This window comes from Shinella sp. R2-11, assembly GCF_055330205.1.
The window spans coordinates 92,333-116,718 of record NZ_JBVAPC010000009.1; the positions used below are offsets into that span (position 1 = coordinate 92,333).

A 24,386-nucleotide genomic window follows, 5' to 3' on the forward strand; every position below is an offset into this window, starting at 1 on the left:
TCCTGTAGGTTTAGGGCTCCGAGGAGGAATTCCCATGAGCCTGACGACCCTGCTTGTCTTTGCCGGCGCGCTGATGATGGCGGCCGGCTCGCCCGGCCCGAGCATCGCCGCTCTGGTCGCCCGTGTGCTGTCCCGCGGGCCGAGGGACGTGCTTCCCTTCCTCGCCGCCATGTGGATCGGCGAGGGCGTCTGGCTCACCTGCGCCGTGCTCGGCCTTGCCGCGATCGCCGAGACCTTCCAGGCCGCTTTCGTCGCCATCAAGTGGCTCGGCGTCGCCTATCTCTTCTATCTCGCCTGGAAGATGTGGTCCGCGCCGGCCGATACGGGCGAGGAGGCCTTGCCCGAGGCGCGCTCGGGCGCAAAGCTCTTCTTCGCCGGGCTGACGGTGACGCTCGGCAATCCCAAGATCATGATGTTCTATGTCGCGCTGCTGCCGGCGATCATCGATCTTAGCGCCGTCACGCTCGCCGGCTGGGCGGAGCTGGTGGCGACCATGTTCGTCGTGCTCGTCGCCATCGATCTCGCCTGGGTCTTCCTCGCTTCACGCGCCCGTCTCTTCCTGAAGAGCCCGCGCGCCGTGCGCATCGCAAACCGCGTCAGCGCCGGCACGATGGCCGGTGCGGCGGCCGCCATCGCCACCCGCTGATCAGCCGGTGAGCGCCGCGCGCAGCTTGTCGTTGATCGGCGCGGCGAGGTAGCGGAGGCGGTCCTCCTCGGCAAGGTTCTTGCCGTAGGTGCGCAGCAGCTCCGGCATGGTGACGGGCTCGCCGTCGAAGGGCGTGTAGGTCACGGCATCGCCGGCCTGGATGACGCCGTCGCGCAGGACGCGGCAATAGAAGCCCGGCCGGCCCGCCTGCATGAAGCGTTTCGCAAAGGCCGGATCGCCCATCCGGGCGGTCAGCGTGTTGCAGGGAATGCGGGTGGAGGTCACTTCGAGGAGCACGCTCTCCGTCTCGAACCGGTCGCCGACGGAAACACTGCGGCTGTCGACGCCCGAGATGACGAGGTTTTCGCCGAAGGTGCCGGGCGCGACGGTCCGGCCGAGCTCCTTCGACCACCAGTCGAGATCGACGGAGCCGAGGCCGTAGACCGCCTGTTCCGGCCCGCCATGGTGTTTGCGGTTGCAGATGGCGTCGCCGAGAAGGCCTTCGCGGTCGACGACCACGGCAGCCTCGGTCGGTGTCTTGAAAATGCCGGTCTTGTAGCTTTTGCCGGGAACCGGCCGGGCAAGGCCCGTGCATACCGCGACTATCCTGATCAGTGCTGCCTCCCGCGAGGTGGATTCCGTTTCCCCTTGATATGGGCTAGATACCGGCAATGGCAAAACGAGTCACCGGCCCCGAAATCGAAAAACTCATCCAGCTTCTGGCGAAGGTGCCGGGCCTCGGGCCCCGCTCGGCGCGCCGCGCGGCGCTGCATCTCGTCAAGAAGAAGGACCAGCTTCTCGGTCCCCTCGCCGAGGCGATGGGCGAGGCGCATCGCAAGGTGCGCATCTGCTCCTGCTGCGGCAATGTCGATACCAGCGATCCCTGCACGGTCTGCACCGATGTGCGGCGCGACCAGTCGGTCATCATCGTCGTCGAGGACGTCTCCGACCTCTGGGCGCTGGAGCGCGCCGGCGCGATGAACGCTGCCTACCACGTTCTCGGCGGCACGCTCTCGCCGCTCGACGGCGTCGGGCCTGATGATCTCAACATCCGCGGGCTCGTCGACCGGGTGGCGAAAGGGGACGTGCGCGAGCTGATCATCGCCGTCAACGCGACCGTCGAGGGCCAGACGACGGCGCATTACATTACCGACCAGCTCTCCGGCCTCGACGTGAAGATCACGCGGCTCGCCCATGGCGTGCCCGTCGGCGGCGAGCTCGATTATCTCGACGAAGGCACCCTGACAGCGGCGCTGCGCGCCCGCACGGCGATCTGAGGAAGGTTTTTGACGATGCTTGGATGGCTGCGGCGTTTCACCCCCCTCTGCCCTGCCGGGCATCTCCCCCACAAGGGGGGAGATCGGCTGGGGGCGAGGCGGTGCCACGATTCAATCTCCCCCCCTGTGGGGGAGATGCCCGGCAGGGCAGAGGGGGGTATCGCAACCCGCCTCGTGCTCGCAATTGCCATGACCCTTGCCGCTCTCCCCGCCCATGCCGCCTCCAAGGCCGAGGTGGAGAAGATGTTCCGCGCCTGGATCGACAAGGACCTATGGCCGTCCGCGCAGAAGGCCGGCATCGGCGAGAAGACCTTCCGCGCCGCCATGCAGGGCGCGACGCTCAACTGGGACCTGCCCGACCTCGTTCCGCCCGGCTCCAGACCGAAGAAGGAGCAGGCGCAGAGCCAGGCGGAGTTCTCCTCGCCGGGCGCCTATTTCTCCGAAAAGCGGCTACAGAGCCTTGCCGGCCGGGGAGGCAGCCTTGCCAGGACCTATGCTGCCACGCTGCGAAGGATCGAGAAGCGCTTCGGCGTGCCGGGCGAGGTCGTCCTTGCCGTGTGGGGCCGCGAATCCGGCTTCGGCAGCGCGAAGATCCCCTATTCCGCCGTGGACGTGCTGGCGACGAAGGCCTTCATGTCGACGCGCAAGGACATGTTCCGCAAGGAGTTGATCGCCGCGCTCCATATCGTCGACGGCGGCGACCGCACGGTGGACCAGCTCAAGGGGTCCTGGGCCGGCGCGCTCGGCCAGCCGCAGTTCATGCCGACGAGCTTCCTGAAATATGCCGTCGATTTCGACGGCGACGGCGTGCGCGACATCTGGGGCTCGGTGCCGGACAGCCTTGCCTCCATCGCCAACTACCTGGCGCAGAAGGGCTGGCAGCCCGGCCGCGGCTGGGGCTACGAGGTCTCCATTCCGGATGGCGTCTCCTGCGCGCAGGAAGGCCCGGACCTCGCCAAGCCGATCTCGGCCTGGGCATCGAGCGGCATTACGCGCATTTCCGGAAAGGCGTTTCCGGCCGGCGAGGCGAAGGCATCCGGCATGATGCTGGTGCCGGCGGGAACGCACGGGCCGGAATTCATCGTCACGCCGAATTTCTACGTGATCAAGGAATACAACAATTCCGACCTCTACGCCCTCTTCATCGGCAATCTCGCCGACCGCATCGCCTTCGGCAGCGGCCCGTTCCGGGGCGAATGGGGCGATGTCGGCAAGATGCTGCGCTCTGATGTGCTGGCCATGCAGAAGGCGCTCGTCGCCAAGGGCTACGATGTCGGCAAGGTCGACGGCCTGCCCGGCTACAAGACGCGCCGTTCGCTCGGTGACTGGCAGGCCAAGAGCGGCCTCGCGCCGACCTGCTATCCGGATGCCTCGCTGAAATCCCGGCTTCGCTGACGCTTGAGGCGGCTCCGCCTCAGTGGATTTCCATCTGCTGCTTGAACCGCTCGTATTGATGCGGGACGATCGTCTGCCGCTCGATCATGCGGTGGACGCGCGGTGGCTCGGTGCCGCGATGCAGGAGGCTCAACTTTTCGCCGTTGGCGGCGTCCGCATGGGTGCGGCGCTGGTTGTGGCGCACATATTCCACCCAGGTCGGCACATGGTAGGTCTCCGTCCAGACCGTCGGGTTCTCCAGGTCGCGCATCAGCGCCCACTGGCCGGCGCCGTCGCGGATGCGGATGCGCCGCCGCTCGGTCATGGTCTCCAGGAATTCGGGGATATCCGCTTCCGCGATCTCGTAGTCGATGAGGATGACGATAGGCCCGCTGCGCGGCTTCAGGTCGAGCGGCAGGTCCGGCTCGCTGAAGCGGCCCAGCGGATCGACATTGAGGCTCTGCAGTTCCGGCAGGCCGTAGCGAAGGCCGAGAGCCGCGCCGGCGATCATAACGACCGCGGAGGCGAGAAGCGCGGCCTGCGCGCCATGCGTGTCGGCCGTCGTGCCCCAGATCCAGCTTCCGGCGGCGATGCCGCCGAAGGTCGTCGTCTGGTAGAGCGAGAGCGCGCGGGCGACGACCCAGCGCGGCGTCGAGAGCTGGACGGTCGTGTTGAACAGAGAGAGCGCCATCACCCAGGAGGCACCGGCGATCAGGAGCACCGCGCCGGTGAGGATGGCGGAAGAGCTGAGCGCGCAGACGCTCGCGCTTGCCGCAAAGCCCGCAAAGGCAAGGCGCGCGATGGTCTCGCTGGTCAGGCGCTCGCGCACCGAGGCATTCATCAGCGCGCCGCTGATGGCGCCGAGCCCGAAACAGCCGAGCAGGATGCCGAAGGTGAGCGGCCCGCCGGCAACGAGGTCGCGGGCGATCAGCGGCAGCAGCGAGAGGATTGAGCTGGTCGCAAGGCCGAAGGCGAAGCCGCGCAGCAGCACCTTGCCGATATTGGGCGACATGGAGACATAGCGCAGCCCCGCCGAGATGGCGCGGCCGAAATCCTCGCGCGGCAAGGCGCGCGGCGAGATGTCGGGCTTCCAGCGGAAGAGCGCATAGAGCAGGGCGAAATAGCTGAGCGCGTTCGCGGCGAAGGCGGCCGCCGCGCCCGCCGCCGCGACGATCACGCCGCCGATGGCCGGGCCGACGCTGCGGGTGATGTTGAAGCCCATGCTGTTGAGCGAGACGGCCGCCGGCAGGTCCTCGCGCGGCACCATGTCGCCGACCGAGGCCTGCCAGGCCGGGTTGTTGAGCGCGGTGCCGCAGCCGATCAGGAAGGTGAAGGCGAGGAGCAGCCAGGGCGTGATGACGCCGTACCACGCGCAGACCGTCAACGCGATCGAGACCGCGAACATGAAACACTGCGCCGTCAGCATCAGCCTGCGCCGGTCGAAATTGTCGGCAAGCGCCCCGGCGGCGACGGAGAAGAGCATGATCGGCAGGGAAGTCGAGGCCTGCACCAGCGCCACCATGTTGGCGGAGGAGGAGATCGAGGCCATCATCCAGGCCGCGCCGACGGACTGGATCAGCCCGCCGAAATTGGAGATCAGGCTTGCCGCCCAGATCAGCCGGAAGGTTTCGTTTCGGAAGGGGGCGAGGGGGGATGTCCGGTCCGGCACGATGGGCACTCATTCTCGACGCAGCGTTGTGTGCAATCTAGTCCATGGGACGAAAGCGGCAAGCCGGTGGCGGGAAATTGGCGGGGAAGAAAGTCCCCTCCCCAACCCCTCCCCACAAGGGGGAGGGGCTTAATGTGCCGTGCCCTCTGCATTCCATTTCGAACGATGAGCAAGCCTCCATCTTTCTCCCCCCGTGGGCAAATGCCGGCTGGCGAAGGCGAACTTACGCGGAACTTGCAATTCCGGCGAACCCGGTCTATATCACCCTCAAATTCTTGATCGTCAGATGAAGAGTGGGCCCGCGAGGACCCGCTCTTTTTTATTGCCCCGATCGAGCGCATCATAACGACTTTCCCGGGAGGGCATGTCATGACCGACACGACCCAGACAGAAATCGCCGCCGAACCGCGGCTCGTCGTCGAGACCGGCCTCGACCGGCGCGTTGCCGACATCATCGAGCCGACCATCGAGCAGATCGGCTACCGCCTCGTGCGGGTCCGGCTTTCCGCGCAGAACGGCGCGACGCTGCAGATCATGTGCGAACGCCCGGACGGCACGATGACCGTGGAGGACTGCGAGCAGGTCTCCATGGCCGTCTCGCCGGTGCTCGACGTTGAGGATCCGATCGACAAGGCGTATCATCTGGAAGTGTCGTCGCCCGGCATCGACCGGCCGATGGTGCGCAAGTCGGACTTTTCGCGGTGGCTCGGCCACCTCCTGAAATGCGAGACGTCGATCCTCGTCGACGGGCGCAAGCGCTTCCGCGGCAAGATCGTCGCGACCGACGAGAACGGCTTCACGCTGGAACGCGACCAGCCCGCCGCCGGCGACGAGCCGACGGTCGTCATCCCCTTCACGGCGCTTGCCGAGGGCCGGCTGATCCTGACCGACGAGCTGATCCGCGACGCGCTGGCCGCCGACAAGAAGGCGAAGGCCGCGCAGGCCGCCAACCAGAACGACGAAGACGGCGACGACGAAGAATAGTTTGTGAGTGCGCTCCGCCCTCGCGGCGGAGCGAAGAGGACGGAACCGGAGCGGTGCGCCGCTCCACGGATGCCGGCGGCAACGCCCCGGCTCGACCATGGAGACCTGAGACAATGGCAGTCAGTGCGAACCGGCTTGAGCTTCTGCAGATCGCGGATGCCGTGGCCCGTGAAAAGGTCATCGACCGCGAGATCGTGCTTGCCGCGATGGCCGACGCCATCCAGAAGGCGGCCCGCTCGCGTTACGGCACGGAATCCAACATCCGCGCCGACATCAATTCCAAGACCGGCGAAATCCGCCTCCAGCGCCTGCTGGAAGTCGTCGAGCATGCCGAGGACTATTCCACCCAGATCCCGCTGGAACTGGCGCGCGACCGCAACCCGGATGCCAAGCTCGGCGACTTCATCGCCGACCCGCTGCCGCCGATGGATTTCGGCCGCATCGCCGCCCAGTCGGCCAAGCAGGTCATCGTGCAGAAGGTGCGCGAGGCCGAGCGTGACCGCCAGTACGACGAATACAAGGACCGCATCGGCGAGATCGTCAACGGCACGGTCAAGCGCGTCGAATACGGCAACGTCATCGTCGACCTCGGCCGCGGCGAAGGCATCATCCGCCGCGACGAGATGATCCCGCGCGAGAACATGCGCTACGGCGACCGCGTCCGCGCCTATGTCTACGACGTGCGCCGCGAGCAGCGCGGCCCGCAGATCTTCCTGTCGCGCACCCATCCGCAGTTCATGGTGAAGCTCTTCACCATGGAAGTGCCGGAAATCTACGACGGCATCATCCAGATCAAGTCGGTCGCCCGCGATCCGGGCTCGCGCGCCAAGATCGCCGTCATCTCGAACGACTCGTCCATCGATCCGGTCGGCGCCTGCGTCGGTATGCGCGGCTCGCGCGTCCAGGCCGTCGTCGGCGAGTTGCAGGGCGAGAAGATCGACATCATTCCGTGGTCGCAGGACCCGGCCTCCTTCATCGTCAACGCCCTGCAGCCGGCGGAAGTCGCCAAGGTCGTTCTGGACGAGGATGCCGAGCGCATCGAAGTGGTCGTTCCCGACGAGCAGCTCTCGCTCGCCATCGGTCGCCGCGGCCAGAACGTGCGCCTCGCCTCGCAGCTCACCGGCTGGGATATCGACATCCTGACGGAAGCCGAGGAATCCGAGCGCCGCCAGAAGGAATTCAACGAGCGCACCAACCTCTTCATGGACTCGCTCGACGTCGACGAGATGGTCGGCCAGGTCCTGGCCTCGGAAGGCTTCGCCGCCGTCGAGGAACTGGCCTATGTCGATCTCGACGAAATCGCCTCCATCGACGGTTTCGACGAGGACACGGCCCAGGAGATCCAGACCCGCGCCCGCGAATATCTCGAGCGCATCGAGGCCGAGATGGACGCCAAGCGCAAGGAACTCGGCGTTGCCGACGAGCTGCGTCAGATCGACGGCATGACGGGCCAGATGCTCGTCGCCCTCGGCGAGGACGGCATCAAGACGATCGAGGACTTCGCCGGCTGCGCCGCCGACGACCTCGTCGGCTGGACCGAGCGCAAGGACGGCGAGACGAAGAAGTTCGAGGGTCTCTTCTCGAAGTTCGAGGTCTCCCGCGCCGAGGCCGAGGCCATGATCGTGCAGGCCCGCCTTGCGGCCGGCTGGATCACGGAAGAGGACCTCGCCACCGAGGAAGAGGCCGTGGAAGGCGCCGAGCAGGACGCCTGACCGGCCGTCCCGCGCGGTTCGACATGCCGTTGGCCACGTTGCACAGCGGTTTGCGTTGGCGAGAGCGGAAACCTATATGGGCAAGAAGGACGACGGCGTGAACGACCGCATGTGCATCGTGACGCGCGAAAGCGGCGATGCGGATGACCTCATCCGCTTCGTCGCAGGTCCCGACGGCAGCGTCGTGCCGGACCTGAAGCGTGAACTCCCCGGACGTGGATGCTGGGTGAAAGCCGAACGGGCGATCGTCGACAAGGCGGTCGCCAGGAAGCTTTTCGCGCGCGCGCTGCGGGCGGACGCCAAGGCGGGCCCGGAGCTCGGGGCCGATGTGGACCGGCTTATCGCGGCCCAGCTCGGCGGAATGATGAACATGGCGCGCAAGGCCGGCCAGTTCATCACCGGCTCGACGAAGGTCGACCAGGCGGTGCGCTCGCTCGCCGCCCTTGCCGTGTTCCATGCGACGGATGCGGCCGGGGACGGTGTGAGGAAGATCGACCAGGCGAGGAAGGCTGCAAGCTTCCTCACCGAAGACGAGATGGAAATACCCTCCTTCAGGCTCTTCTCCGAGGGCGAATTGGAGGGCCTTTTGGGCCAGAATGCTTTTATCCATGCCGCAGCGCTTGCAGGGCAGGCGGGTGAGGGTGTAGTGAAGCGCGCAATCATGCTCGAAAAATACCGGGGCGGCGCCCGGGTGGGGGCACATGGCGGCGCTGGCCAGCCAAACCAATGACGCGGTCACCGGCTTTCGCCGGCCGCTATCGCATTGGACGAAAACAATTGAACGACAGGGTCTGGTGATACGCATCCGGCCCTGATCTTAGGAACGGAACGGAATGACCGACAACAAAGACGACAAGACGATCAGCGTGGCGGGCAAGAAGACCCTGACCCTGAAGCCTTCGGGCGTTCAGCAGGGCACCGTGCGCCAGGACATGGGTCGTGGCCGCACGAAGGCCGTTGTGGTCGAGACCCGCAAGCGCCGCATCAACCGCCCGGAAGACGAGCGTCCCGTGACCCCGGTCGCGCCGGTGCAGCGCCAGCCCGAGCCGCAGCAGTCGCGTCCCGTGCAGCAGCCCTCGCGCCCGGCCCACCAGCCGCAGGCCGAGCAGAGCCGCCCGCGTGTCGGCGTCGTGCTGAACCAGCTTTCCCCCGATGAGGTCGAGGCCCGTCGCCGCGCGCTTGCCGAAGCGCAGATTCGCGACGCCGCCGAGGCGCGCCAGCGCGCCGAGGACGAGGCCCGCCGCAAGGTGGAAGAGGAAGCCCGCCGCAAGGCCGAGGAAGAAGCCCGCATCGTCCGCGAGAAGGAAGAGGCCGAGCGCCGCGCCACCGAGGCAGCCGCACCGGCTCCCGCCGTGGAAGAAGCAGCCGAGCAGCCGGTGGCAAAGCCCGCCGCTGCCGCGCCGGCTGTCGCCGAAGCCCGCCCGCAGCCCGGCCGCGCGCCGGCTCCGGCCGTAGCGCCTGTCGCCGGCCGTGGCCGCCGCGAAGCCGACGAGGACGACGACAAGCGTCCGCGCGGCGGTGCGCCTGCCAACCGCGGCGCGGTCAAGCGCCCGGAACCGGCCAAGGCACCCGCACGCCCGAAGGGCGACGACGGCCGCCGCCAGGGCAAGCTGACGCTCACCACCGCTTCGAGTGACGAGGACGGCTCGCAGCGCGGCCGCTCGCTCTCGGCGATGCGCCGCCGCCAGGAGAAGTTCAAGCGCTCCATGATGCAGGAAACGCGCGAGAAGATTTCGCGCGAAGTCGTCCTGCCCGAGACCATCACCATCCAGGAACTGTCGCAGCGCATGTCCGAACGCGCCGTCGACGTCATCAAGTACCTGATGAAGGAAGGCCAGATGATGAAGCCCGGCGATCTGATCGACGCCGACCTGGCCGAACTCATCGCCGGCGAATTCGGCCACACGGTCAAGCGCGTCTCGGAATCCGACGTCGAGGAAGGCATCTTCAACGTCGCCGACCAGGAAGGCGACATGGAATCCCGTCCGCCGATCGTGACCATCATGGGCCACGTCGACCACGGCAAGACCTCGCTGCTCGACGCCATCCGCCACGCCAACGTGGTTGCCGGCGAAGCCGGTGGCATCACGCAGCATATCGGCGCCTACCAGGTCGAGCAGGACGGTCACAAGATCACCTTCATCGACACGCCCGGCCACGCCGCCTTCACCGCCATGCGTGCCCGCGGCGCGCAGGCGACCGACATCGCGATCCTCGTGGTGGCGGCCGACGATAGCGTGATGCCGCAGACGATCGAGTCCATCAACCACGCCAAGGCGGCGGGTGTCCCGATCATCGTGGCGATCAACAAGATCGACAAGCCGACGGCGGACGTCCAGCGCGTTCGCACGCAGCTCCTCCAGCACGAGGTCTTCGTCGAATCCATGGGCGGCGAGACGCTCGACGTCGAAGTCTCGGCCAAGAACGGCACGAACCTCGACAAGCTGCTCGAAGCCATCCTGCTGCAGGCCGAAATCCTCGACCTCAAGGCGAACCCGAACCGCACGGCCGAGGGCGTCGTCGTCGAAGCCCAGCTCGACCGCGGCCGCGGTGCCGTCGCGACGGTCCTCGTGCAGACGGGCACGCTGAAGCCGGGCCAGATCATCGTCGCCGGCGACCAGTGGGGCCGTGTGCGCGCGCTGGTCAACGACAAGGGCGAGCATGTCAAGGATGCCGGCCCCTCCATGCCGGTCGAGGTTCTCGGTCTTTCCGGCACGCCAGCTGCGGGCGACAAGTTCGCGGTCGTCGAGAACGAGGGCCGTGCCCGCGAGATCTCCGAATATCGCCAGCGCCTCGCCCGCGAAAAGCAGGTGGCGCGCCAGACGGGTTCGCGCGGCTCGCTCGAGCAGATGATGAACCAGCTCCAGAATTCCGGTCTCAAGGAATTCCCGCTGCTCATCAAGGGCGACGTGCAGGGCTCTATCGAAGCCATTGCCGGCGCGCTCGACAAGCTCGGCACGGACGAGGTGCGGGTGCGCATCGTCCATTCCGGCGCCGGCGCCATCACCGAGTCGGACATTTCGCTCGCCGAAGCGTCCAACGCCGCCATCATCGGCTTCAACGTCCGTGCGAACGCACAGGCCCGCTCGCTCGCCGAGCGCCAGGGCATCGAAATCCGCTACTACAACATCATCTACGACCTGGTGGATGACGTGAAGGCGGCGATGTCGGGCCTGCTCTCGCCGGAGCGCCGCGAAACCTTCCTCGGCTACGCCGAGATCCTCGAGGTGTTCAACATCACGAAGGTCGGCAAGGTCGCGGGTTGCCGCGTCACCGAAGGCAAGGTCGAGCGCGGCTCGGGCGTCCGCCTCGTGCGCGACAACGTCGTCATCCACGAAGGCAAGCTCAAGACGCTCAAGCGCTTCAAGGACGAGGTCTCGGAAGTCAATGTCGGCCAGGAATGCGGCATGGCCTTCGAGAACTACGAGGACATCCGCGTCGGCGACCAGATCGAATGCTTCCGCGTGGAGCACGTCACGCGCACGCTGTAAGCTGCCGGCGATCAGATCATCATGCGGGCGCCGGACATTTTCGGCGCTCGCATTTTTTTGAAGGTGACCACCATGACCAGAGCAACATCCTCGGCGCCGTCGCAACGCATGCTGCGCGTGGGCGAGCAGGTGCGCGCGGCGATCACCCAGGTGCTCCAGCGCGGCGAAGTACGCGATCCGCTTCTGGAGAAGACCGTGATTTCCATCTCGGAAGTGCGCATGTCGCCCGACCTGAAGCACGCGACCGCCTATGTCACGCCGCTCGGCGTGAAGGACCACGAGGCGGTGATCGAGGCGCTGAACCGCAATGCGAAGTTCATCCGCGGCCGTCTCGGCCCGCAGCTTCGCCAGATGAAATATATGCCGGACGTGCGCTTCCGCGACGATACCAGCTTCGACAACTACAAGAAGATCGACGACCTCCTGCGCTCGCCGGAAGTCGCCCGCGATCTTGACGCCGAAGACGGCGACGACGATCAATAATCCAGGATACAGATGTCCAGACCCCGCAAACCCAAGGGCCGGCCGGTTTCCGGCTGGCTGATCCTCGACAAGCCGTTCGACTTCGGCTCGACCGAGGCCGTCTCCAAGATCAAGTGGCTGTTCAAGGCGCAGAAGGCCGGCCATGCCGGCACGCTCGATCCGCTCGCCTCCGGCATGCTGCCGATCGCGCTGGGCGACGCCACCAAGACCGTTCCCTATGTCATGGACGGCCGCAAGATCTACGAATTCACGGTGACCTGGGGCGAGGAGCGCACGACGGACGACCTCGAGGGCGAGGTGACTGAGACATCCGGCAAGCGCCCGACCGCCGACGAGATCACCGCGATCCTCGGCGGCTATACCGGCGTCATCCGGCAGGTTCCTCCGCAGTTCTCCGCCATCAAGATCGACGGGGAGCGCGCCTATGACCTCGCCCGCGAAGGCGAGACGGTCGAGATCCCCTCCCGCGAGGTGGAGATCCACCGCCTGACGCTGATCGGCTCGGACGAAAATACGGCCGCCTTCGAGGTCGAATGCGGCAAGGGCACCTATGTGCGCGCGCTCGCCCGCGATTTCGGCCGCCAGCTCGGCTGCTACGGCCACATCTCGGCTCTGCGCCGCACCTTCGTCGCCCCCTTCGGCGAGGACGACATGGTGCCGCTGGCGGACCTGACGGTACTGGAGAAAATCGAGGACGACACTGAGCGGCTTGCGGCGCTCGACGCCTTCCTCATCGATACCGGCGAGGCCCTGTCGAGCCTGCCGCAGATCATCGTCAACGACGACCAGGCGCACCGCCTGCGCATGGGCAACCCGATCATCGTTCGCGGCCGCGATGCGCCCGTTTCGGCGGACGAGGCCTATGCCACGGCGCGCGGAAAGCTGATCGCCATCGGCGAGATCGGTGGCGGCGAGTTCCGTCCCAAGCGGGTTTTCGCAGGCTAATAATCGGGGGGCGGAACGAAACGCCTCCGACTTGATTTCACCACAAGCTATTGGCTTTATGGGCCGGCGAGGTCCGTTCTAGGACGGGCACGGCGGCGCTTGGCCGCCGGGCCGGCTCGCAGGCAAGGGGTGAAGGGGCTGGCCGTTGACGATGATGCCAAACGACCGAACGGCATCCGCCGGGGATGTGGAGAGGGGCGCCGACGCCGGCGAGGCCCGCAGGCGCATGCATCATCCGGTCGCCTTCTATCTCGTCTGCCTCATCCTCGTCGCCGTCATTCCGGCCTTCCTGTTTTCGATCATTGTCCTCAAGCGCACCAACGAGGCGCAGGAGCGCATCTTCGAATCGCTGCTGCGCACCTCGACGAGCGCCGTGAACCGCGCCGTCGAGCGTGAGATCTCCGGCATGTTCTCGACGCTGAATTTCCTCTCGACGTCGGACAGCCTGCAGAAGGGCGACTATGCCGCCCTGCACAGGCAGGCGAGCAAGGCGCTCGAAGGCACCGACATCTATTTCATCCTCATCGACCCGACGATGCACCAGATCCTCAACACGCGCGTGCCCTACGGCACGGCGCTGAGCGCGGCGTCGGAGCCGGCTTCGGCGGGGCTCGCGCTGTCGCGCGGCGAGCGCATGGTCTCCGACCTCTTCTTCGGCAAGACCGCCCAGCAATGGGTCTTCAACGTCTACCAGCCCATGCGCCTTCACAACGGCCAGCAGGTGCTCCTGACGCTGACCAAGAATGCCGAGGCGCTGCGGCGCGCGGTCAATCCGGATATCCTCTCGCCCGGCTGGAACGCGGCGGTGCTCGACACCGAGGGCAAGGTCATCGTCTCGACGGATGAGAAGCAGAAGGCGGGCCAGCCGTTCTTCCTGCGCGTCGTGCCCTCGCTCCGCCTCGGCGTCAGCACGATGCGCCAGGACAGTGTCAACTACCAGGTCGTCACCGAATTCTCCTCGCTGGCCGGCTGGCGGATGATCGCCTGGGCGAAGTCCTCCGACGTGCAGGCGCCCGCGGTCTCCTCCTTCCTCTGGCTCACCATTGGCGGGGCGGTCTTCGCGGCGCTGGCGGCGGCGGGCGCCGTCGGCATCGCGCGCGTCCTCTCGCGCGATGTGCGGCTCCTGGCGCATGACGCGCGCCGGCTCGGCCGCGGCGAGCGCGTCGCCTCGCGCCGCTATGCGATCTCCGAGCTGGAGACGGTTTCCCGCGCGCTCGCCGAGGCGGCCGATGCCCGCGTGAAGTCGGAAAACGAGGTGCGCTTCCTGATGCGCGAGGTCGCTCACCGCTCGAAGAACCAGCTCACCGTCATCCAGGCCATGCTGAACCAGTCGGTGGCGGGCGCGGAGAATGCCGCCGACTTCGCCGAGACCTTCCGCCGGCGCGTCTCGGGCCTTGCCCGCTCGACCGACCTGATGATCGCCAATGCGACGCAGGGCGTGAACCTCGCCGAACTGGCCCGCAACCAGCTCAAGCCCTTCACGCCCGACGATACGAGCCGGGTGCGCATCGCAGGCCCCGCCGTGCTGCTCGATCCGCAGGCCTCCCAGACGCTCGGCATGGCGCTGCACGAACTGTCGACCAATGCCACCAAATACGGCGCGCTTGCCAACGACACCGGCATCGTCTCGCTGAGCTGGGTGACGGCCGGCGAGAACCTCGACCTCGTCTGGCTCGAAAGCCGCGCGACGATCGACAAGCAGGCCATAGCGGACAGCCGCAAGGGCTTCGGCAGCGTGGTGCTGGAGCGCATGCTCGGCATGGCGCTCGACGCGACGCTGGAATTCATCGTGCATGACGACGGCATCGAATGGCGGGTGACGATCCCGCTCGCCCGCCTGCGCGACGAGGAGGCTCACCAGCCGGGCTCCTTCGAATGACGAGAGCTGCTTCTTCCTCCCATGCCGGGGTTCACGCCATGATGCTTTTCCTGCGCGCGGCCATCGCCGCCGCCATCCTCGCGGCCGCCGTGACGCCCGCCCTTGCCGCCGGCGAATGCGTGGTCGACGATCCGACCGGCACGCCGCTCAATGTCCGCTCCGCGCCGAACGGGCCGATCGTGACGACGCTGCGGAACGGCACGCGGCTCGAGGTGATCGAGGAAACGAGGATCGGCGCCAAGCGCTGGCTTTTCGTCTCGCTCGGGGGCGAGCGCCTCGGCTGGATATTCGGCGCCTATGTCGTCTGCCCGAAGGGCGGCGACGTGCCCGACCTGGCGCCAAGCCAGCCGGCCAGCCGCTTCTGACGGCCTCGGGCGGCGGTTGATCGCGGCCCCTTCCATTTCGCCCGCTAATGGTTTATAGGCACCGCCAGCAATGCGGGTCTGCCCGCTTGCCTTAACGGCCATCGCTGGACGACATCCCGGCTTTTGGCGACCTTTGTTCCCATTCATGAAAGGACATACGATGTCGATCACTGCTGAGCGCAAGGCTGCGCTGATCAAGGAATACGCCACCAAGGAAGGCGACACCGGTTCTCCGGAAGTTCAGGTCGCGATCCTGACCGAGCGTATCAACAACCTGACCGGCCACTTCAAGGACCACAAGAAGGACAACCACTCCCGTCGTGGCCTTCTGACGCTGGTTTCCAGCCGCCGCTCGCTTCTTGACTACCTCAAGAAGAAGGACGAAGCCCGTTACAGCAAGCTGATTGCTGCCCTCGGTATTCGCCGCTAAGCAATTTCGGCGGGCGTTCCTCGTGAACGCCCGCCGCTTTCTTTTGCGGAAGAGATTTCCGCCTTACCGCTTCGCCTGTGCCGGTTGCGACCGCCTCGCGGAACGGGATTTTCCAGCAGGCCGGATGGGCCGGTCCTGCGGAACCAACCGATGACCTGTCATGGGGCAGGATTGCAGGATGCTTCGGGCGCGCGGCGCCATTACGGAAGCCTCCCGTTGTCTTGCCCATGATGCGTCACGAACGCGGATAGACCACCTGCGCCTTTTCGGGCGGCGGTGCGCGTATCCGCCAAGAAGGACAAGACATGTTCGATACCCATACGGTTGAAATCGAATGGGCGGGCCGTCCGCTCAAGCTGGAAACCGGCAAGATCGCCCGTCAGGCTGACGGCGCGGTTCTGGCGACCTACGGCGAGACCGTCGTTCTCGCCACCGTCGTTTCCGCCAAGGCGCCGAAGCCCGGCCAGGACTTCTTCCCGCTGACCGTCAACTACCAGGAAAAGACCTACGCCGCCGGCAAGATCCCGGGCGGCTACTTCAAGCGCGAAGGCCGTCCCTCGGAAAAGGAAACGCTGGTTTCCCGCCTGATCGACCGCCCGATCCGCCCGCTCTTCCCGGAAGGCTACAAGAACGACACGCAGGTCGTCGTCACGGTCGTCCAGCATGACCTCGAAAACGATCCCGACGTCCTGTCGATGGTCGCCGCTTCCGCAGCGCTGACGATCTCCGGCGTTCCCTTCATGGGTCCGGTGGGCGCTGCCCGCGTCGGCTACATCAACGGCGAATACGTCCTCAACCCGCATCTCGACGAGATGGACGAGTCGGTTCTCGACCTCGTCGTCGCTGGCACGCAGGACGCCGTCCTGATGGTCGAGTCCGAAGCCAAGGAACTTGGCGAAGACGTCATGCTCGGCGCCGTCATGTTCGGCCACAAGGGCTTCCAGCCGGTCATCGACGCGATCATCAAGCTCGCTGAAGTGGCTGCCAAGGAGCCGCGCGACTTCCAGCCGGAAGACTATTCCGCCCTCGAAGCCGAAATGCTCGGCCTTGCCGAAGCGGAACTGCGCGACGCCTACAAGATCACCCAGAAGGCCGACCGCTACGCTGCCGTCGACGCCGTGAAGGCCAAGGTCAAGGCGCACTTCCTGCCGGAAGGCGTCGAGCCGAAGTACACCGCCGAAGTCATCGGCGCCGTCTTCAAGCACCTGCAGGCCAAGATCGTCCGCTGGAACATCCTCGACACCAAGAGCCGCATCGACGGCCGGGACCTCGAAACCGTTCGCCCGATCGTCTCGGAAGTCGGCATCCTGCCGCGCACGCACGGCTCGGCCCTCTTCACCCGCGGCGAGACGCAGGCGATCGTCGTCGCCACGCTCGGCACCGGCGAGGACGAGCAGTATGTCGACAGCCTGACCGGCATGTACAAGGAACGCTTCCTGCTGCACTACAACTTCCCGCCCTACTCGGTCGGTGAAACGGGCCGCATGGGCTCCCCGGGCCGCCGCGAAATCGGCCACGGCAAGCTCGCATGGCGCGCCATCCGCCCGATGCTGCCGACGGCGGAACAGTTCCCCTATACGCTCCGCGTCGTTTCCGAGATCACCGAGTCGAACGGCTCGTCCTCGATGGCCACCGTCTGCGGCACCTCGCTCGCCCTCATGGACGCCGGCGTTCCGCTGGCAAAGCCGGTTGCCGGCATCGCCATGGGCCTCATCCTGGAAGGTGACCGCTTCGCGGTTCTCTCCGACATCCTCGGCGACGAAGACCACCTCGGCGACATGGACTTCAAGGTCGCCGGCACGGCCGACGGCATCACCTCGCTGCAGATGGACATCAAGATTGCCGGCATCACCGAGGAGATCATGAAGGTCGCTCTCGGCCAGGCACAGGGCGGCCGCAAGCACATCCTCGGCGAGATGGCCAATGCCATCACCGAGAGCCGCGGCCAGCTCGGCGAATTCGCACCGCGCATCGAAGTCATGAACATCCCGGTCGACAAGATCCGTGAAGTCATCGGCACGGGCGGCAAGGTCATCCGCGAGATCGTCGAGAAGACCGGCGCCAAGATCAACATCGAAGACGACGGCACGATCAAGATCGCGTCCTCGTCCGGCAAGGAGATCGAAGCGGCCCGCAAGTGGATCCACTCCATCGTCGCGGAACCGGAAGTCGGCCAGGTCTACGAAGGCACGGTCGTCAAGACCGCCGACTTCGGCGCCTTCGTCAACTTCTTCGGCCCGCGCGACGGCCTCGTGCACATCTCGCAGCTCGCCCAGGAGCGCGTTGCCAAGACCTCCGACGTCGTCAAGGAAGGCGACAAGGTCTGGGTCAAGCTGATGGGCTTCGACGAGCGCGGCAAGGTCCGCCTCTCCATGAAGGTCGTCGACCAGGCGACCGGCAAGGAAATCGCCGCCGAGAAGAAGAGCGACGGCGAAGCCGCCGAGTAATCGCACACCAATGCATGAAGGGGGGCGCGGAGCGGCACGTTCCGCGCCCCTTTTCTTTGACCGCTCCCCATCCTGCCGAAAGCCGACCATGACCCGCGACGCCCTGAAAACCCTGTTCCATCCCTTCGCCTCCGGCACGCTTGGCCTGCCGGGCGAGGGGGAGCGCTACCTCTTCCTCGGCGCGGAAGCCGGCCAGCGCCCGCCGGAAGGCTTTGGCGCGGCGCTGGAGGCGGTACAGCCGCTACGCTCGCTCTATCGCGGGCTGGAGGCCGTGCGTGCCAACGTGAAGCCCGTCATCGAGGGTGAGGACTTCGACGGCGCGCTCATCCTGATGACCAAGCACAAGGGCGAGAACGAGAACCGCATCGCGGAAGCCCTGCGCCGGGTGCGCACGGGCGGCCTGATCGTCGTTGCCGGCGGCAAGGAAGACGGCGTGCAGTCCATGCGCAAGCGCCTCGACCAGCTCGGCCTCACCGGCGATTCCATGCCGAAATACCATGGCCTCGCCATCTGGTTCGCCCGCCCGGAAGACCCGACAGAGGCAATCTCGAAGCTTGCGGCCAAGCCGGTGCGCATCGTCGGCCGCTTCACGGCCGCGCCGGGCATGTTCTCGCATGACCGCATCGACGACGGCTCCGAACTGCTCGCCACCCGCATCCCGGAGGATTTCAACGGCCATGCCGCCGATTTCGGCGCGGGCTGGGGCTATCTCTCGGTCATGCTTGGTGGCCGCGCGCCGCAGGCAAAGGGCATCGACCTCTTCGAGGCGCATTACGAGGCGCTGGAAGCGGCCAAGGAGAACATGGCGGAGAACTGCCCGAATATCCCGGCACGTTACTACTGGTTCGATCTGACGGCCGAGACGCCGCGCGATCACTACGACCTCATCGTCATGAACCCGCCCTTCCATGAGGGCCATGCCGCGGACCATTCGCTGGGCGCGGGCATGATCCGCATGGCGGCCAAGTCGCTGAAGATCGGCGGCCGCCTGCTGATGGTCGCCAATCGCGGCCTGCCCTATGAGCCGGTGCTGAAGGACGTCTTCAAGGAAAGCGGCGAGCTTTGCCGCAACGCCCGCTTCAAGGTGCTCTGGGGCAAGCGCTGACGGGAATTCGAGGACAAGCAAAAACGGCGCGAAGGGAGACCTTCGCGCCGTTTTCTTATTCGCTGTCCGCTTTTGCCAGCCGCTCCAGCGTCGGCATGGAGGTGATGTTGTAGCCCGCGTCCACGTAGTGGATCTCGCCGGTGACGCCGCTCGACATGTCGGAGAGGAGATAGAGCGCCGAATTGCCGACGTCCTCGATGGTGACGGTGCGGCGCAGCGGGGCGTTCTTCTGCTGCCAGGAGAGCATGGCACGGGCATCGGAGATGCCGGCGCCGGCCAGCGTGCGGATCGGGCCGGCCGAGATCGCGTTGACGCGGATGCCCTGCGGGCCGTAGTCGCCGGCAAGGTAGCGCACGGAGGCTTCCAGCGCCGCCTTGGCGACGCCCATGACATTGTAGTTCGGCATGACGCGCACCGAGCCGCCATAGGTCAGCGTCAGCATTGCGCCGCCGTCCGTCATCAGGTCCGCCGCGCGCTTGGCGATCTCCGTGAAGGAGAAGCAGGAGATGACCATAGTGCGCGAGAAATTCTCGCGCGAGGTGTCGGCGTAAAGGCCCTTCAACTCGTTCTTGTCGGAAAAGCCGATGGCGTGCACGACGAAGTCGAGCTTGCCCCACTTTTCCCGGATCGCGGCGATCGTCGCATCCACAGAGCCGATGTCCTCGACGTCGCAGGGAATGACGAAGTCCGAGCCGAGCTCGGCGGCGAGCGGCTTCACGCGCTTGCCGAGCGCTTCGCCCTGGTAGGTGAAGGCGAGCTCGGCGCCGGCGCCGGCCAGCTTCTGGGCGATGCCCCAGGCGATGGAGTGGTTGTTCGCGACCCCCATGATGAGGCCGCGCTTGCCGTTCATGATCCCCGTCATGCGTGTCATCCGTTGTGACGCTGGAAGACCAGCGTGGCGTTCGTGCCGCCGAAGCCGAAGGAATTGGAAAGAACCGTGTCGATCTTGGCGTTGTCGATGCGCTTGCGCACGATCGGAACGCCGTCGAATTCGGGGTCCAGCTCGGTGATATGCGCGCTTTCGCCGATGAAGCCGGCCTGCATCATGAGGAGGCCGTAGATCGATTCCTGCACGCCGGCAGCGCCCAGCGAATGGCCGGTCAGCGACTTGGTCGACTGGATATGCGGGATCTTCTCGCCGAAGACTTCGCGGATCGCGCCGATCTCCTTCGAGTCGCCGACGGGTGTCGAGGTGCCGTGCGTGTTGATGTAGTCGACATCGCCCTTCACCGTGGCAAGCGCCTGGCGCATGCAGCGCACCGCGCCTTCGCCCGAGGGAGCGACCATGTCGTAGCCGTCCGAGGTCGCGCCGTAGCCGACGATCTCGGCATAGATCTTCGCGCCGCGCGCCTTGGCGTGCTCCAGTTCCTCGAGGACGAGGACGCCCGCGCCGCCGGCGATGACGAAGCCGTCGCGGCTGACGTCATATGCGCGCGAGGCGGTCGACGGCGTGTCGTTGTACTTGGAGGACATGGCGCCCATGGCGTCGAAGAGGTTCGACATAGTCCAGTCGAGGTCCTCGTGGCCGCCGGCGAACATGATGTCCTGCTTGCCCCACTGGATCATTTCCGCGGCATTGCCGATGCAGTGCGCCGAGGTCGAGCAGGCCGAGGAGATGGAATAGTTGACGCCGTGGATCTTGAACCAGGTGGCGAGCGTCGCCGAGGCCGTCGAGGACATGGCCTTCGGCACGGCGAAGGGGCCGATGCGCTTGGGCGAGTTGTTCTTGATGGTGATCTCGGCCGCCTCGATCAGCGTGCGGGTGGACGGGCCGCCCGAACCCATGATGATGCCGGCGCGCGGATTGGCCGAATAGTCGGCCTCCTCGAGGCCCGAATCGGCGATGGCCTGCTTCATCGCGACGTGGTTCCACGCGCCGCCCTGCGAGAGGAAGCGGGCCGCGCGGCGGTCGACGAGATCGGTCGTGTCGATGTTCGGCGAGCCCCAGACCTGGCACTTGAAGCCGTGGTCGGCGAAGTCCTGGCTGAAGCTGATGCCGGAGCGCGCGTCGCGCAGCGATGCCGTCACTTCGTCCGCATTGTTCCCGATGGAGGATACGATCCCCAGACCCGTGACAACTACCCGTCTCATATTCCTGACCTTTTCTTGAACGTCTCGTGGCGGGGGCGGCGCGCCGCCCCCGAGGCTTTCCGCCTCAGGCTTCCTTGTCCTTCGACAGGCCGACGCGCAGGTCGGTCGCCTGGTAGATGGTCTCGCCGTCGGCCTTCAGCCAGCCGTCCGCCGTGCCGAGCACGAGGCGGCCGCGCATGACGCGCTTGAAGTCGATGCCGTATTCCAGAAGCTTGGTGTCCGGCCGAACCATGCCCTTGAACTTCACCTCGCCGGTGGAGAGCGCCATGCCGCGGCCGGGCTCGCCGAGCCAGCCGAGGAAGAAGCCGGTGAGCTGCCACATGCCGTCGAGGCCGAGGCAGCCGGGCATGATCGGGTTGCCCTGGAAATGACAGGGGAAGTACCAGTCGTCGGGCTTCACGTCGTATTCGGCGCGGATATAGCCCTTGTCGAAGGCGCCGCCCGTCTCGGAGATGTCGGTGATGCGGTGGACCATCAGCATCGGCGGCAGAGGAAGCTGCGCGTTGCCCGGGCCGAAAAGCTCGCCGCGGCCGCAGGACAGGATTTCCTCATAGTTGTAGCTGGATTGCCTGGTCGTCATCGAATGTCTCATCCCCGGTCTTGTACACGCTTGTTCAGCGCTAGATTTAGAGGAGGCGAGGCGGAATTTAAAGCGCCCGATCCCTCCCGTTTTGTCGCCGCACCCGTTTTGGGCGAGACGTTAATTCAGCAGTCCGCATACATGATGCGTGCGGTGACAGCCAGCGCAAATTGCCTTGGGCGGGGCCAAGGCCCCGGTTTTCCGCATGTTGCGCGCCCATCGGGCGCCGCAATCCTGGCCCATTGGGCGTTGCAATCCTATTGAATCCCGGCGGCGCTAAAGTTATATCGAAAGCTCAAGATTGTTGTTCAAGGCCAGACAAGCGGATCGCTCGCCCATGACGCATGCACACGAGTTGCCCATCGAAGAGCGCCTGCGCCATTCCGGCCTGCGCCCGACGCGCCAGCGCGTGGCCCTTGCCGATCTCCTGTTTGCCAAGGGCGACCGCCACCTGACGGTGGAGGAACTGCACGAGGAGGCCGTCACGGCCGGCGTTCCGGTCTCGCTGGCGACGGTCTACAACACGCTGCACCAGTTCACCGAGGCCGGCCTCATCCGCGTCCTGGCGGTGGAAAGCGCGAAGACCTATTTCGACACCAATGTCTCCGACCATCACCATTTCTTCGTGGAGGGCGAGAACCACGTCCTCGACATCCCGGTGAGCAATATCGAGATCGGCAACCTGCCGGAGCCGCCCGAGGGCATGGAGATCGCGCATGTCGACGTGATCATCCGCCTGCGTCCGCGCAAGGCCTGATCCTTCTCACATGACATCGTCCGGATGCCGCCCCGGCCGGGGCTTGTAGACCGGAAAGCGCCAGCCGAAGCGTAGCGCCCCGCCGCGCACGATGAAGGCGGCGCCGATGCCGACGGCCGAGGCGACCCATAGCGGCGCCCCCGCGACGGTGGCCCCCGTGAAGGCTGCGGCGCCGATCAGCGCTGCCGTGATGTAGACTTCCGGCCGCAGCAGCACCGAGGGCTCGTTCGCCAGAAGGTCGCGGATGATGCCGCCGAAGCTTGCGGTCAGAACGCCGGTGGTGATGGCGACGGTCGGCGAGCCGGTGGCCGCATAGCCCTTCGCCGCGCCCATCACGCAATAGGCCGAGACGCCCATCGCATCGAGCCAGAGCAGCAGCCGGTAGCGCGACTCGATGCGGTGCGCGAGCACGAAGACGACCAGCGCCACCGTCACGCAGACGATGAGATAGGTCGGGTTCACCACCCAGAAGACGGGTATCCCGAGAATGACGTCGCGGAACGTGCCGCCGCCGATGCCGGTCGCGGCGGCGAGGAACAGGAAGCCGATGATGTCGAGCTGCTTGCGCGAGGCCGAAAGCGCGCCCGTCGCGGCGAAGACGGCAACGCCCGTATAATCGAGCAGTTCAAGGATCGTCACGTCTTCCCCCTTATTCGCCGGGCCCCATCAGGCCAAGCCTCGCGACAGCTTTGCTGCCTAAAGCTGTTCCGGCAAGGTGCGTCCGGAATCGCCGACTGCAAAAGGTGCACGCGGCAGAATCACGCCGCATGCCGCACCCGGCCGCATAATGACCGAATCGCCCGCCATGGAAAGGTTTGAGAGATGGCCATCCGCATGAGTTTCCTCGCGCTCCTCTGCGCCGCGCTCGTTGCGGCCGCCACGCCCGTTCGCGCGGCCGAGATCGTGCCGGATGCCATGGCCGCCGTCCAGGCGGAGGTCGCCAGGCGTTGCAAGACGGCCGTCTATGGCGAGGATTTCGCCGACAGCGTCGATTTCAACAACGACCGGCAGACGGACGCGATCTTCAATCTTGGGGCGGTCAACTGCGACGGCGTGCCGGGCGGCCTGTGCGGCAATGTCGGCTGCCCGCACGAATTCTATATCCGCGTGGCGGAAGGCGGCTATTTCCTCGCCGCCACCGCAGATCTCTACGGCTACGAGATGAAGAAGCGCTTCGGCAACATGGTGCTGGAGCTCAAGGCCAATGCGGCAAGCTGCGGCCGGAGCGACGACGAGTATTGCATCATGACCATTCGCGTGCGTAACACCCGCTTCGAGACGATCTCGAAGAAGTGACCTCAAGCAAAAGCGCGAAGCGGTCTCGCGTTCGCAAATGCTCTATTGCGGAAGCAGCGTATGCGTGCGGCCAGCGAGGTAGTAGAAGAGCAGCCCCGTCCATTCGCGCAGCGCCGTCGTCATGAGCTGGCTGTTGGCCGAAGGCTGGGAGACGTCGAGCCCGAGGCTCGCGCGCCCGGTCGTGCGGTAATCCGTCGGCCAGGGCTGCACCACAAGGCCGAGCTTGCGAAAGAGGCCGACAGAGCGCGGCATGTGGAAGGCTGACGTCACCAGCAGGCAGTTCCCGAGATTGTTTTCGGCAAGCAGAGCCTCGGTATTGGCGGCGTTCTCGAACGTGTCGCGGGAGTCTTCCTCGCGGATCAGCCGCGTCGCCGGCACGCCGAAAGCCTCGAAGAAGCGCGTGCCGACCACGGCGTCGCCCTCGTAGGCCCCGCTGAACGATCCGTCGCCGCCGGAAATCAGGATGCGCGCTTCGGGAAACTCCCGTGCCAGCCGCAGCGTTTCCACGAAGCGGTCGCCGGCCTGCGTCATCTCGAAGCCGCCGCGCGCAGCGATGATCTCCGATTCGAACCCGCCGCCGAGCGTGATGATGCAGGAAGGCCCGCCGCTGGCAAGCTCGGCGCGCGGAATGCGGTCCTCCAGCACCTGCAGGAGCACCGCGCCGGTCGAGGTGAAGAGCGTCACGAAGAGGAGGAGCGCGGCCATCGTCCCCGCAAGCGTCCCCGCGCGCCGCCAGCCCAGCCGGCCCGCGACAAGGCCGATGACGAGCAGCGTGAAGGTGAGGGAAAGCGGCTGGGCGAGAAGCCAGAAGATCTTCGAAATGTAGAAGGTCACGTCACGCCCATTCTGCTCGTT

23 protein-coding genes are annotated in these 24,386 nt (G+C 66.1%); 16 read left to right on the forward strand and 7 right to left on the reverse strand.

The window, feature by feature from the left end:
• The first annotated feature begins 34 nt into the window (after positions 1–34).
• On the forward strand, positions 35–646 hold the full coding sequence (locus tag ACZ1A1_RS20865; RefSeq protein WP_463621429.1) for a LysE family translocator: 612 nt from the start codon (positions 35–37) through the stop codon (positions 644–646).
• Here ACZ1A1_RS20865 and ACZ1A1_RS20870 read toward each other — a convergent pair whose 3' ends face one another.
• Positions 647–1,258 carry an MOSC domain-containing protein gene (locus ACZ1A1_RS20870; protein ID WP_463621512.1) on the reverse strand — a complete coding sequence of 204 codons (612 nt, stop codon included), beginning with the start codon at positions 1,256–1,258 and terminating at the stop codon, positions 647–649. It abuts the gene before it with no gap.
• Positions 1,259–1,317: 59 nt separating this feature from the next.
• Between ACZ1A1_RS20870 and recR the strand changes: the two genes are divergently transcribed.
• Both recR and ACZ1A1_RS20880 read left to right on the forward strand, forming a co-directional pair.
• Positions 1,318–1,923: a recombination mediator RecR gene (recR, locus tag ACZ1A1_RS20875; protein ID WP_203317496.1), complete on the forward strand. Its 606-nt coding sequence runs from the start codon at positions 1,318–1,320 to the stop codon at positions 1,921–1,923.
• Positions 1,924–2,112: 189 nt separating this feature from the next.
• On the forward strand, positions 2,113–3,318 hold the full coding sequence (locus ACZ1A1_RS20880; protein WP_463621430.1) for a lytic murein transglycosylase: 1,206 nt from the start codon (positions 2,113–2,115) through the stop codon (positions 3,316–3,318).
• Positions 3,319–3,337: 19 nt separating this feature from the next.
• Here ACZ1A1_RS20880 and ACZ1A1_RS20885 read toward each other — a convergent pair whose 3' ends face one another.
• Positions 3,338–4,966 (reverse strand): MFS transporter, encoded by a 1,629-nt coding sequence (locus ACZ1A1_RS20885; RefSeq protein ID WP_463621513.1) that lies wholly within the window; start codon positions 4,964–4,966, stop codon positions 3,338–3,340.
• Positions 4,967–5,335: 369 nt separating this feature from the next.
• Here ACZ1A1_RS20885 and rimP point away from each other — a divergent pair, with 369 nt between their 5' ends.
• From rimP to ACZ1A1_RS20940, 11 genes are all read left to right on the forward strand, one after another.
• Positions 5,336–5,950 (forward strand): ribosome maturation factor RimP, encoded by a 615-nt coding sequence (gene rimP, locus ACZ1A1_RS20890; protein WP_119257623.1) that lies wholly within the window; start codon positions 5,336–5,338, stop codon positions 5,948–5,950.
• A 113-nt stretch (positions 5,951–6,063) separates the two neighbouring features.
• Positions 6,064–7,662 carry a transcription termination factor NusA gene (gene nusA, locus ACZ1A1_RS20895; protein WP_313194448.1) on the forward strand — a complete coding sequence of 533 codons (1,599 nt, stop codon included), beginning with the start codon at positions 6,064–6,066 and terminating at the stop codon, positions 7,660–7,662.
• 76 nt (positions 7,663–7,738) lie between these two features.
• On the forward strand, positions 7,739–8,392 hold the full coding sequence (locus ACZ1A1_RS20900) for an RNA-binding protein (RefSeq protein WP_313194447.1): 654 nt from the start codon (positions 7,739–7,741) through the stop codon (positions 8,390–8,392).
• A 103-nt stretch (positions 8,393–8,495) separates the two neighbouring features.
• Positions 8,496–11,153 carry a translation initiation factor IF-2 gene (gene infB / locus ACZ1A1_RS20905; protein ID WP_313194446.1) on the forward strand — a complete coding sequence of 886 codons (2,658 nt, stop codon included), beginning with the start codon at positions 8,496–8,498 and terminating at the stop codon, positions 11,151–11,153.
• A gap of 72 nt (positions 11,154–11,225) precedes the next feature.
• A complete protein-coding gene (gene rbfA, locus ACZ1A1_RS20910) occupies positions 11,226–11,636 on the forward strand; it encodes a 30S ribosome-binding factor RbfA (RefSeq protein ID WP_119257772.1) in 411 nt (136 codons plus the stop codon).
• 12 nt (positions 11,637–11,648) lie between these two features.
• Positions 11,649–12,581, forward strand: coding sequence for a tRNA pseudouridine(55) synthase TruB (gene truB / locus ACZ1A1_RS20915; protein WP_463621431.1), 933 nt, complete (start codon positions 11,649–11,651; stop codon positions 12,579–12,581).
• 151 nt (positions 12,582–12,732) lie between these two features.
• Positions 12,733–14,460 (forward strand): sensor histidine kinase, encoded by a 1,728-nt coding sequence (locus ACZ1A1_RS20920; RefSeq protein ID WP_463621514.1) that lies wholly within the window; start codon positions 12,733–12,735, stop codon positions 14,458–14,460.
• Positions 14,461–14,498: 38 nt separating this feature from the next.
• Entirely contained in the window at positions 14,499–14,825 is a 327-nt protein-coding gene (locus ACZ1A1_RS20925; RefSeq protein ID WP_463621432.1) for an SH3 domain-containing protein, read from the forward strand.
• Between the two features lie 160 nt (positions 14,826–14,985).
• On the forward strand, positions 14,986–15,255 hold the full coding sequence (gene rpsO / locus ACZ1A1_RS20930; protein ID WP_119257629.1) for a 30S ribosomal protein S15: 270 nt from the start codon (positions 14,986–14,988) through the stop codon (positions 15,253–15,255).
• 305 nt (positions 15,256–15,560) lie between these two features.
• The gene (gene pnp, locus ACZ1A1_RS20935) at positions 15,561–17,702 is read left to right on the forward strand and encodes a polyribonucleotide nucleotidyltransferase (RefSeq protein ID WP_415213993.1); all 2,142 of its coding nucleotides are present in this window, start codon (positions 15,561–15,563) and stop codon (positions 17,700–17,702) included.
• A gap of 88 nt (positions 17,703–17,790) precedes the next feature.
• The gene (locus tag ACZ1A1_RS20940; RefSeq protein ID WP_463621433.1) at positions 17,791–18,807 is read left to right on the forward strand and encodes a class I SAM-dependent methyltransferase; all 1,017 of its coding nucleotides are present in this window, start codon (positions 17,791–17,793) and stop codon (positions 18,805–18,807) included.
• A gap of 55 nt (positions 18,808–18,862) precedes the next feature.
• Here the strand turns inward: ACZ1A1_RS20940 and fabI are convergent, their stop codons facing one another.
• The 3 genes from fabI to fabA all read right to left on the reverse strand — a co-directional run bounded on the left by fabI (position 18,863) and on the right by fabA (position 21,478).
• Entirely contained in the window at positions 18,863–19,669 is an 807-nt protein-coding gene (gene fabI / locus ACZ1A1_RS20945) for an enoyl-ACP reductase FabI (protein ID WP_463621434.1), read from the reverse strand.
• A 5-nt stretch (positions 19,670–19,674) separates the two neighbouring features.
• Positions 19,675–20,898, reverse strand: a complete 1,224-nt coding sequence (gene fabB, locus ACZ1A1_RS20950) for a beta-ketoacyl-ACP synthase I (RefSeq protein ID WP_463621435.1) — start codon at positions 20,896–20,898, stop codon at positions 19,675–19,677.
• A gap of 64 nt (positions 20,899–20,962) precedes the next feature.
• On the reverse strand, positions 20,963–21,478 hold the full coding sequence (gene fabA, locus ACZ1A1_RS20955) for a 3-hydroxyacyl-[acyl-carrier-protein] dehydratase FabA (protein WP_119257636.1): 516 nt from the start codon (positions 21,476–21,478) through the stop codon (positions 20,963–20,965).
• Positions 21,479–21,815: 337 nt separating this feature from the next.
• Here fabA and irrA point away from each other — a divergent pair, with 337 nt between their 5' ends.
• On the forward strand, positions 21,816–22,235 hold the full coding sequence (gene irrA / locus ACZ1A1_RS20960; RefSeq protein ID WP_119257637.1) for an iron response transcriptional regulator IrrA: 420 nt from the start codon (positions 21,816–21,818) through the stop codon (positions 22,233–22,235).
• Positions 22,236–22,241: 6 nt separating this feature from the next.
• Here the strand turns inward: irrA and ACZ1A1_RS20965 are convergent, their stop codons facing one another.
• Positions 22,242–22,874 (reverse strand): trimeric intracellular cation channel family protein, encoded by a 633-nt coding sequence (locus ACZ1A1_RS20965; RefSeq protein ID WP_463621437.1) that lies wholly within the window; start codon positions 22,872–22,874, stop codon positions 22,242–22,244.
• A gap of 183 nt (positions 22,875–23,057) precedes the next feature.
• Here ACZ1A1_RS20965 and ACZ1A1_RS20970 point away from each other — a divergent pair, with 183 nt between their 5' ends.
• Positions 23,058–23,531, forward strand: coding sequence for a hypothetical protein (locus tag ACZ1A1_RS20970; protein ID WP_463621438.1), 474 nt, complete (start codon positions 23,058–23,060; stop codon positions 23,529–23,531).
• A 42-nt stretch (positions 23,532–23,573) separates the two neighbouring features.
• On the opposite strand, the gene ACZ1A1_RS20975 is transcribed toward ACZ1A1_RS20970, so the two are convergent.
• Entirely contained in the window at positions 23,574–24,365 is a 792-nt protein-coding gene (locus ACZ1A1_RS20975; protein ID WP_463621439.1) for a YdcF family protein, read from the reverse strand.
• Positions 24,366–24,386 lie beyond the last annotated feature (21 nt).

What these genes read in the sequence shown, in the direction of transcription:
- fabB (WP_463621435.1), bottom strand. Translation starts at nt 20,898, where the DNA reads ATGAGACGGGTAGTTGTCACGGGTCTGGGGATCGTATCCTCCATCGGG.
- ACZ1A1_RS20925 (WP_463621432.1), top strand. Translation starts at nt 14,499, where the DNA reads ATGATGCTTTTCCTGCGCGCGGCCATCGCCGCCGCCATCCTCGCGGCC.
- fabI (WP_463621434.1), bottom strand. Translation starts at nt 19,669, where the DNA reads ATGACGGGGATCATGAACGGCAAGCGCGGCCTCATCATGGGGGTCGCG.
- irrA (WP_119257637.1), top strand. Translation starts at nt 21,816, where the DNA reads ATGACGCATGCACACGAGTTGCCCATCGAAGAGCGCCTGCGCCATTCC.
- pnp (WP_415213993.1), top strand. Translation starts at nt 15,561, where the DNA reads ATGTTCGATACCCATACGGTTGAAATCGAATGGGCGGGCCGTCCGCTC.
- ACZ1A1_RS20970 (WP_463621438.1), top strand. Translation starts at nt 23,058, where the DNA reads ATGGCCATCCGCATGAGTTTCCTCGCGCTCCTCTGCGCCGCGCTCGTT.
- infB (WP_313194446.1), top strand. Translation starts at nt 8,496, where the DNA reads ATGACCGACAACAAAGACGACAAGACGATCAGCGTGGCGGGCAAGAAG.
- ACZ1A1_RS20880 (WP_463621430.1), top strand. Translation starts at nt 2,113, where the DNA reads ATGACCCTTGCCGCTCTCCCCGCCCATGCCGCCTCCAAGGCCGAGGTG.
- ACZ1A1_RS20940 (WP_463621433.1), top strand. Translation starts at nt 17,791, where the DNA reads ATGACCCGCGACGCCCTGAAAACCCTGTTCCATCCCTTCGCCTCCGGC.
- rimP (WP_119257623.1), top strand. Translation starts at nt 5,336, where the DNA reads ATGACCGACACGACCCAGACAGAAATCGCCGCCGAACCGCGGCTCGTC.
- fabA (WP_119257636.1), bottom strand. Translation starts at nt 21,478, where the DNA reads ATGACGACCAGGCAATCCAGCTACAACTATGAGGAAATCCTGTCCTGC.
- rbfA (WP_119257772.1), top strand. Translation starts at nt 11,226, where the DNA reads ATGACCAGAGCAACATCCTCGGCGCCGTCGCAACGCATGCTGCGCGTG.
- ACZ1A1_RS20920 (WP_463621514.1), top strand. Translation starts at nt 12,733, where the DNA reads ATGATGCCAAACGACCGAACGGCATCCGCCGGGGATGTGGAGAGGGGC.
- ACZ1A1_RS20900 (WP_313194447.1), top strand. Translation starts at nt 7,739, where the DNA reads ATGGGCAAGAAGGACGACGGCGTGAACGACCGCATGTGCATCGTGACG.
- truB (WP_463621431.1), top strand. Translation starts at nt 11,649, where the DNA reads ATGTCCAGACCCCGCAAACCCAAGGGCCGGCCGGTTTCCGGCTGGCTG.
- recR (WP_203317496.1), top strand. Translation starts at nt 1,318, where the DNA reads ATGGCAAAACGAGTCACCGGCCCCGAAATCGAAAAACTCATCCAGCTT.
- nusA (WP_313194448.1), top strand. Translation starts at nt 6,064, where the DNA reads ATGGCAGTCAGTGCGAACCGGCTTGAGCTTCTGCAGATCGCGGATGCC.
- rpsO (WP_119257629.1), top strand. Translation starts at nt 14,986, where the DNA reads ATGTCGATCACTGCTGAGCGCAAGGCTGCGCTGATCAAGGAATACGCC.
- ACZ1A1_RS20865 (WP_463621429.1), top strand. Translation starts at nt 35, where the DNA reads ATGAGCCTGACGACCCTGCTTGTCTTTGCCGGCGCGCTGATGATGGCG.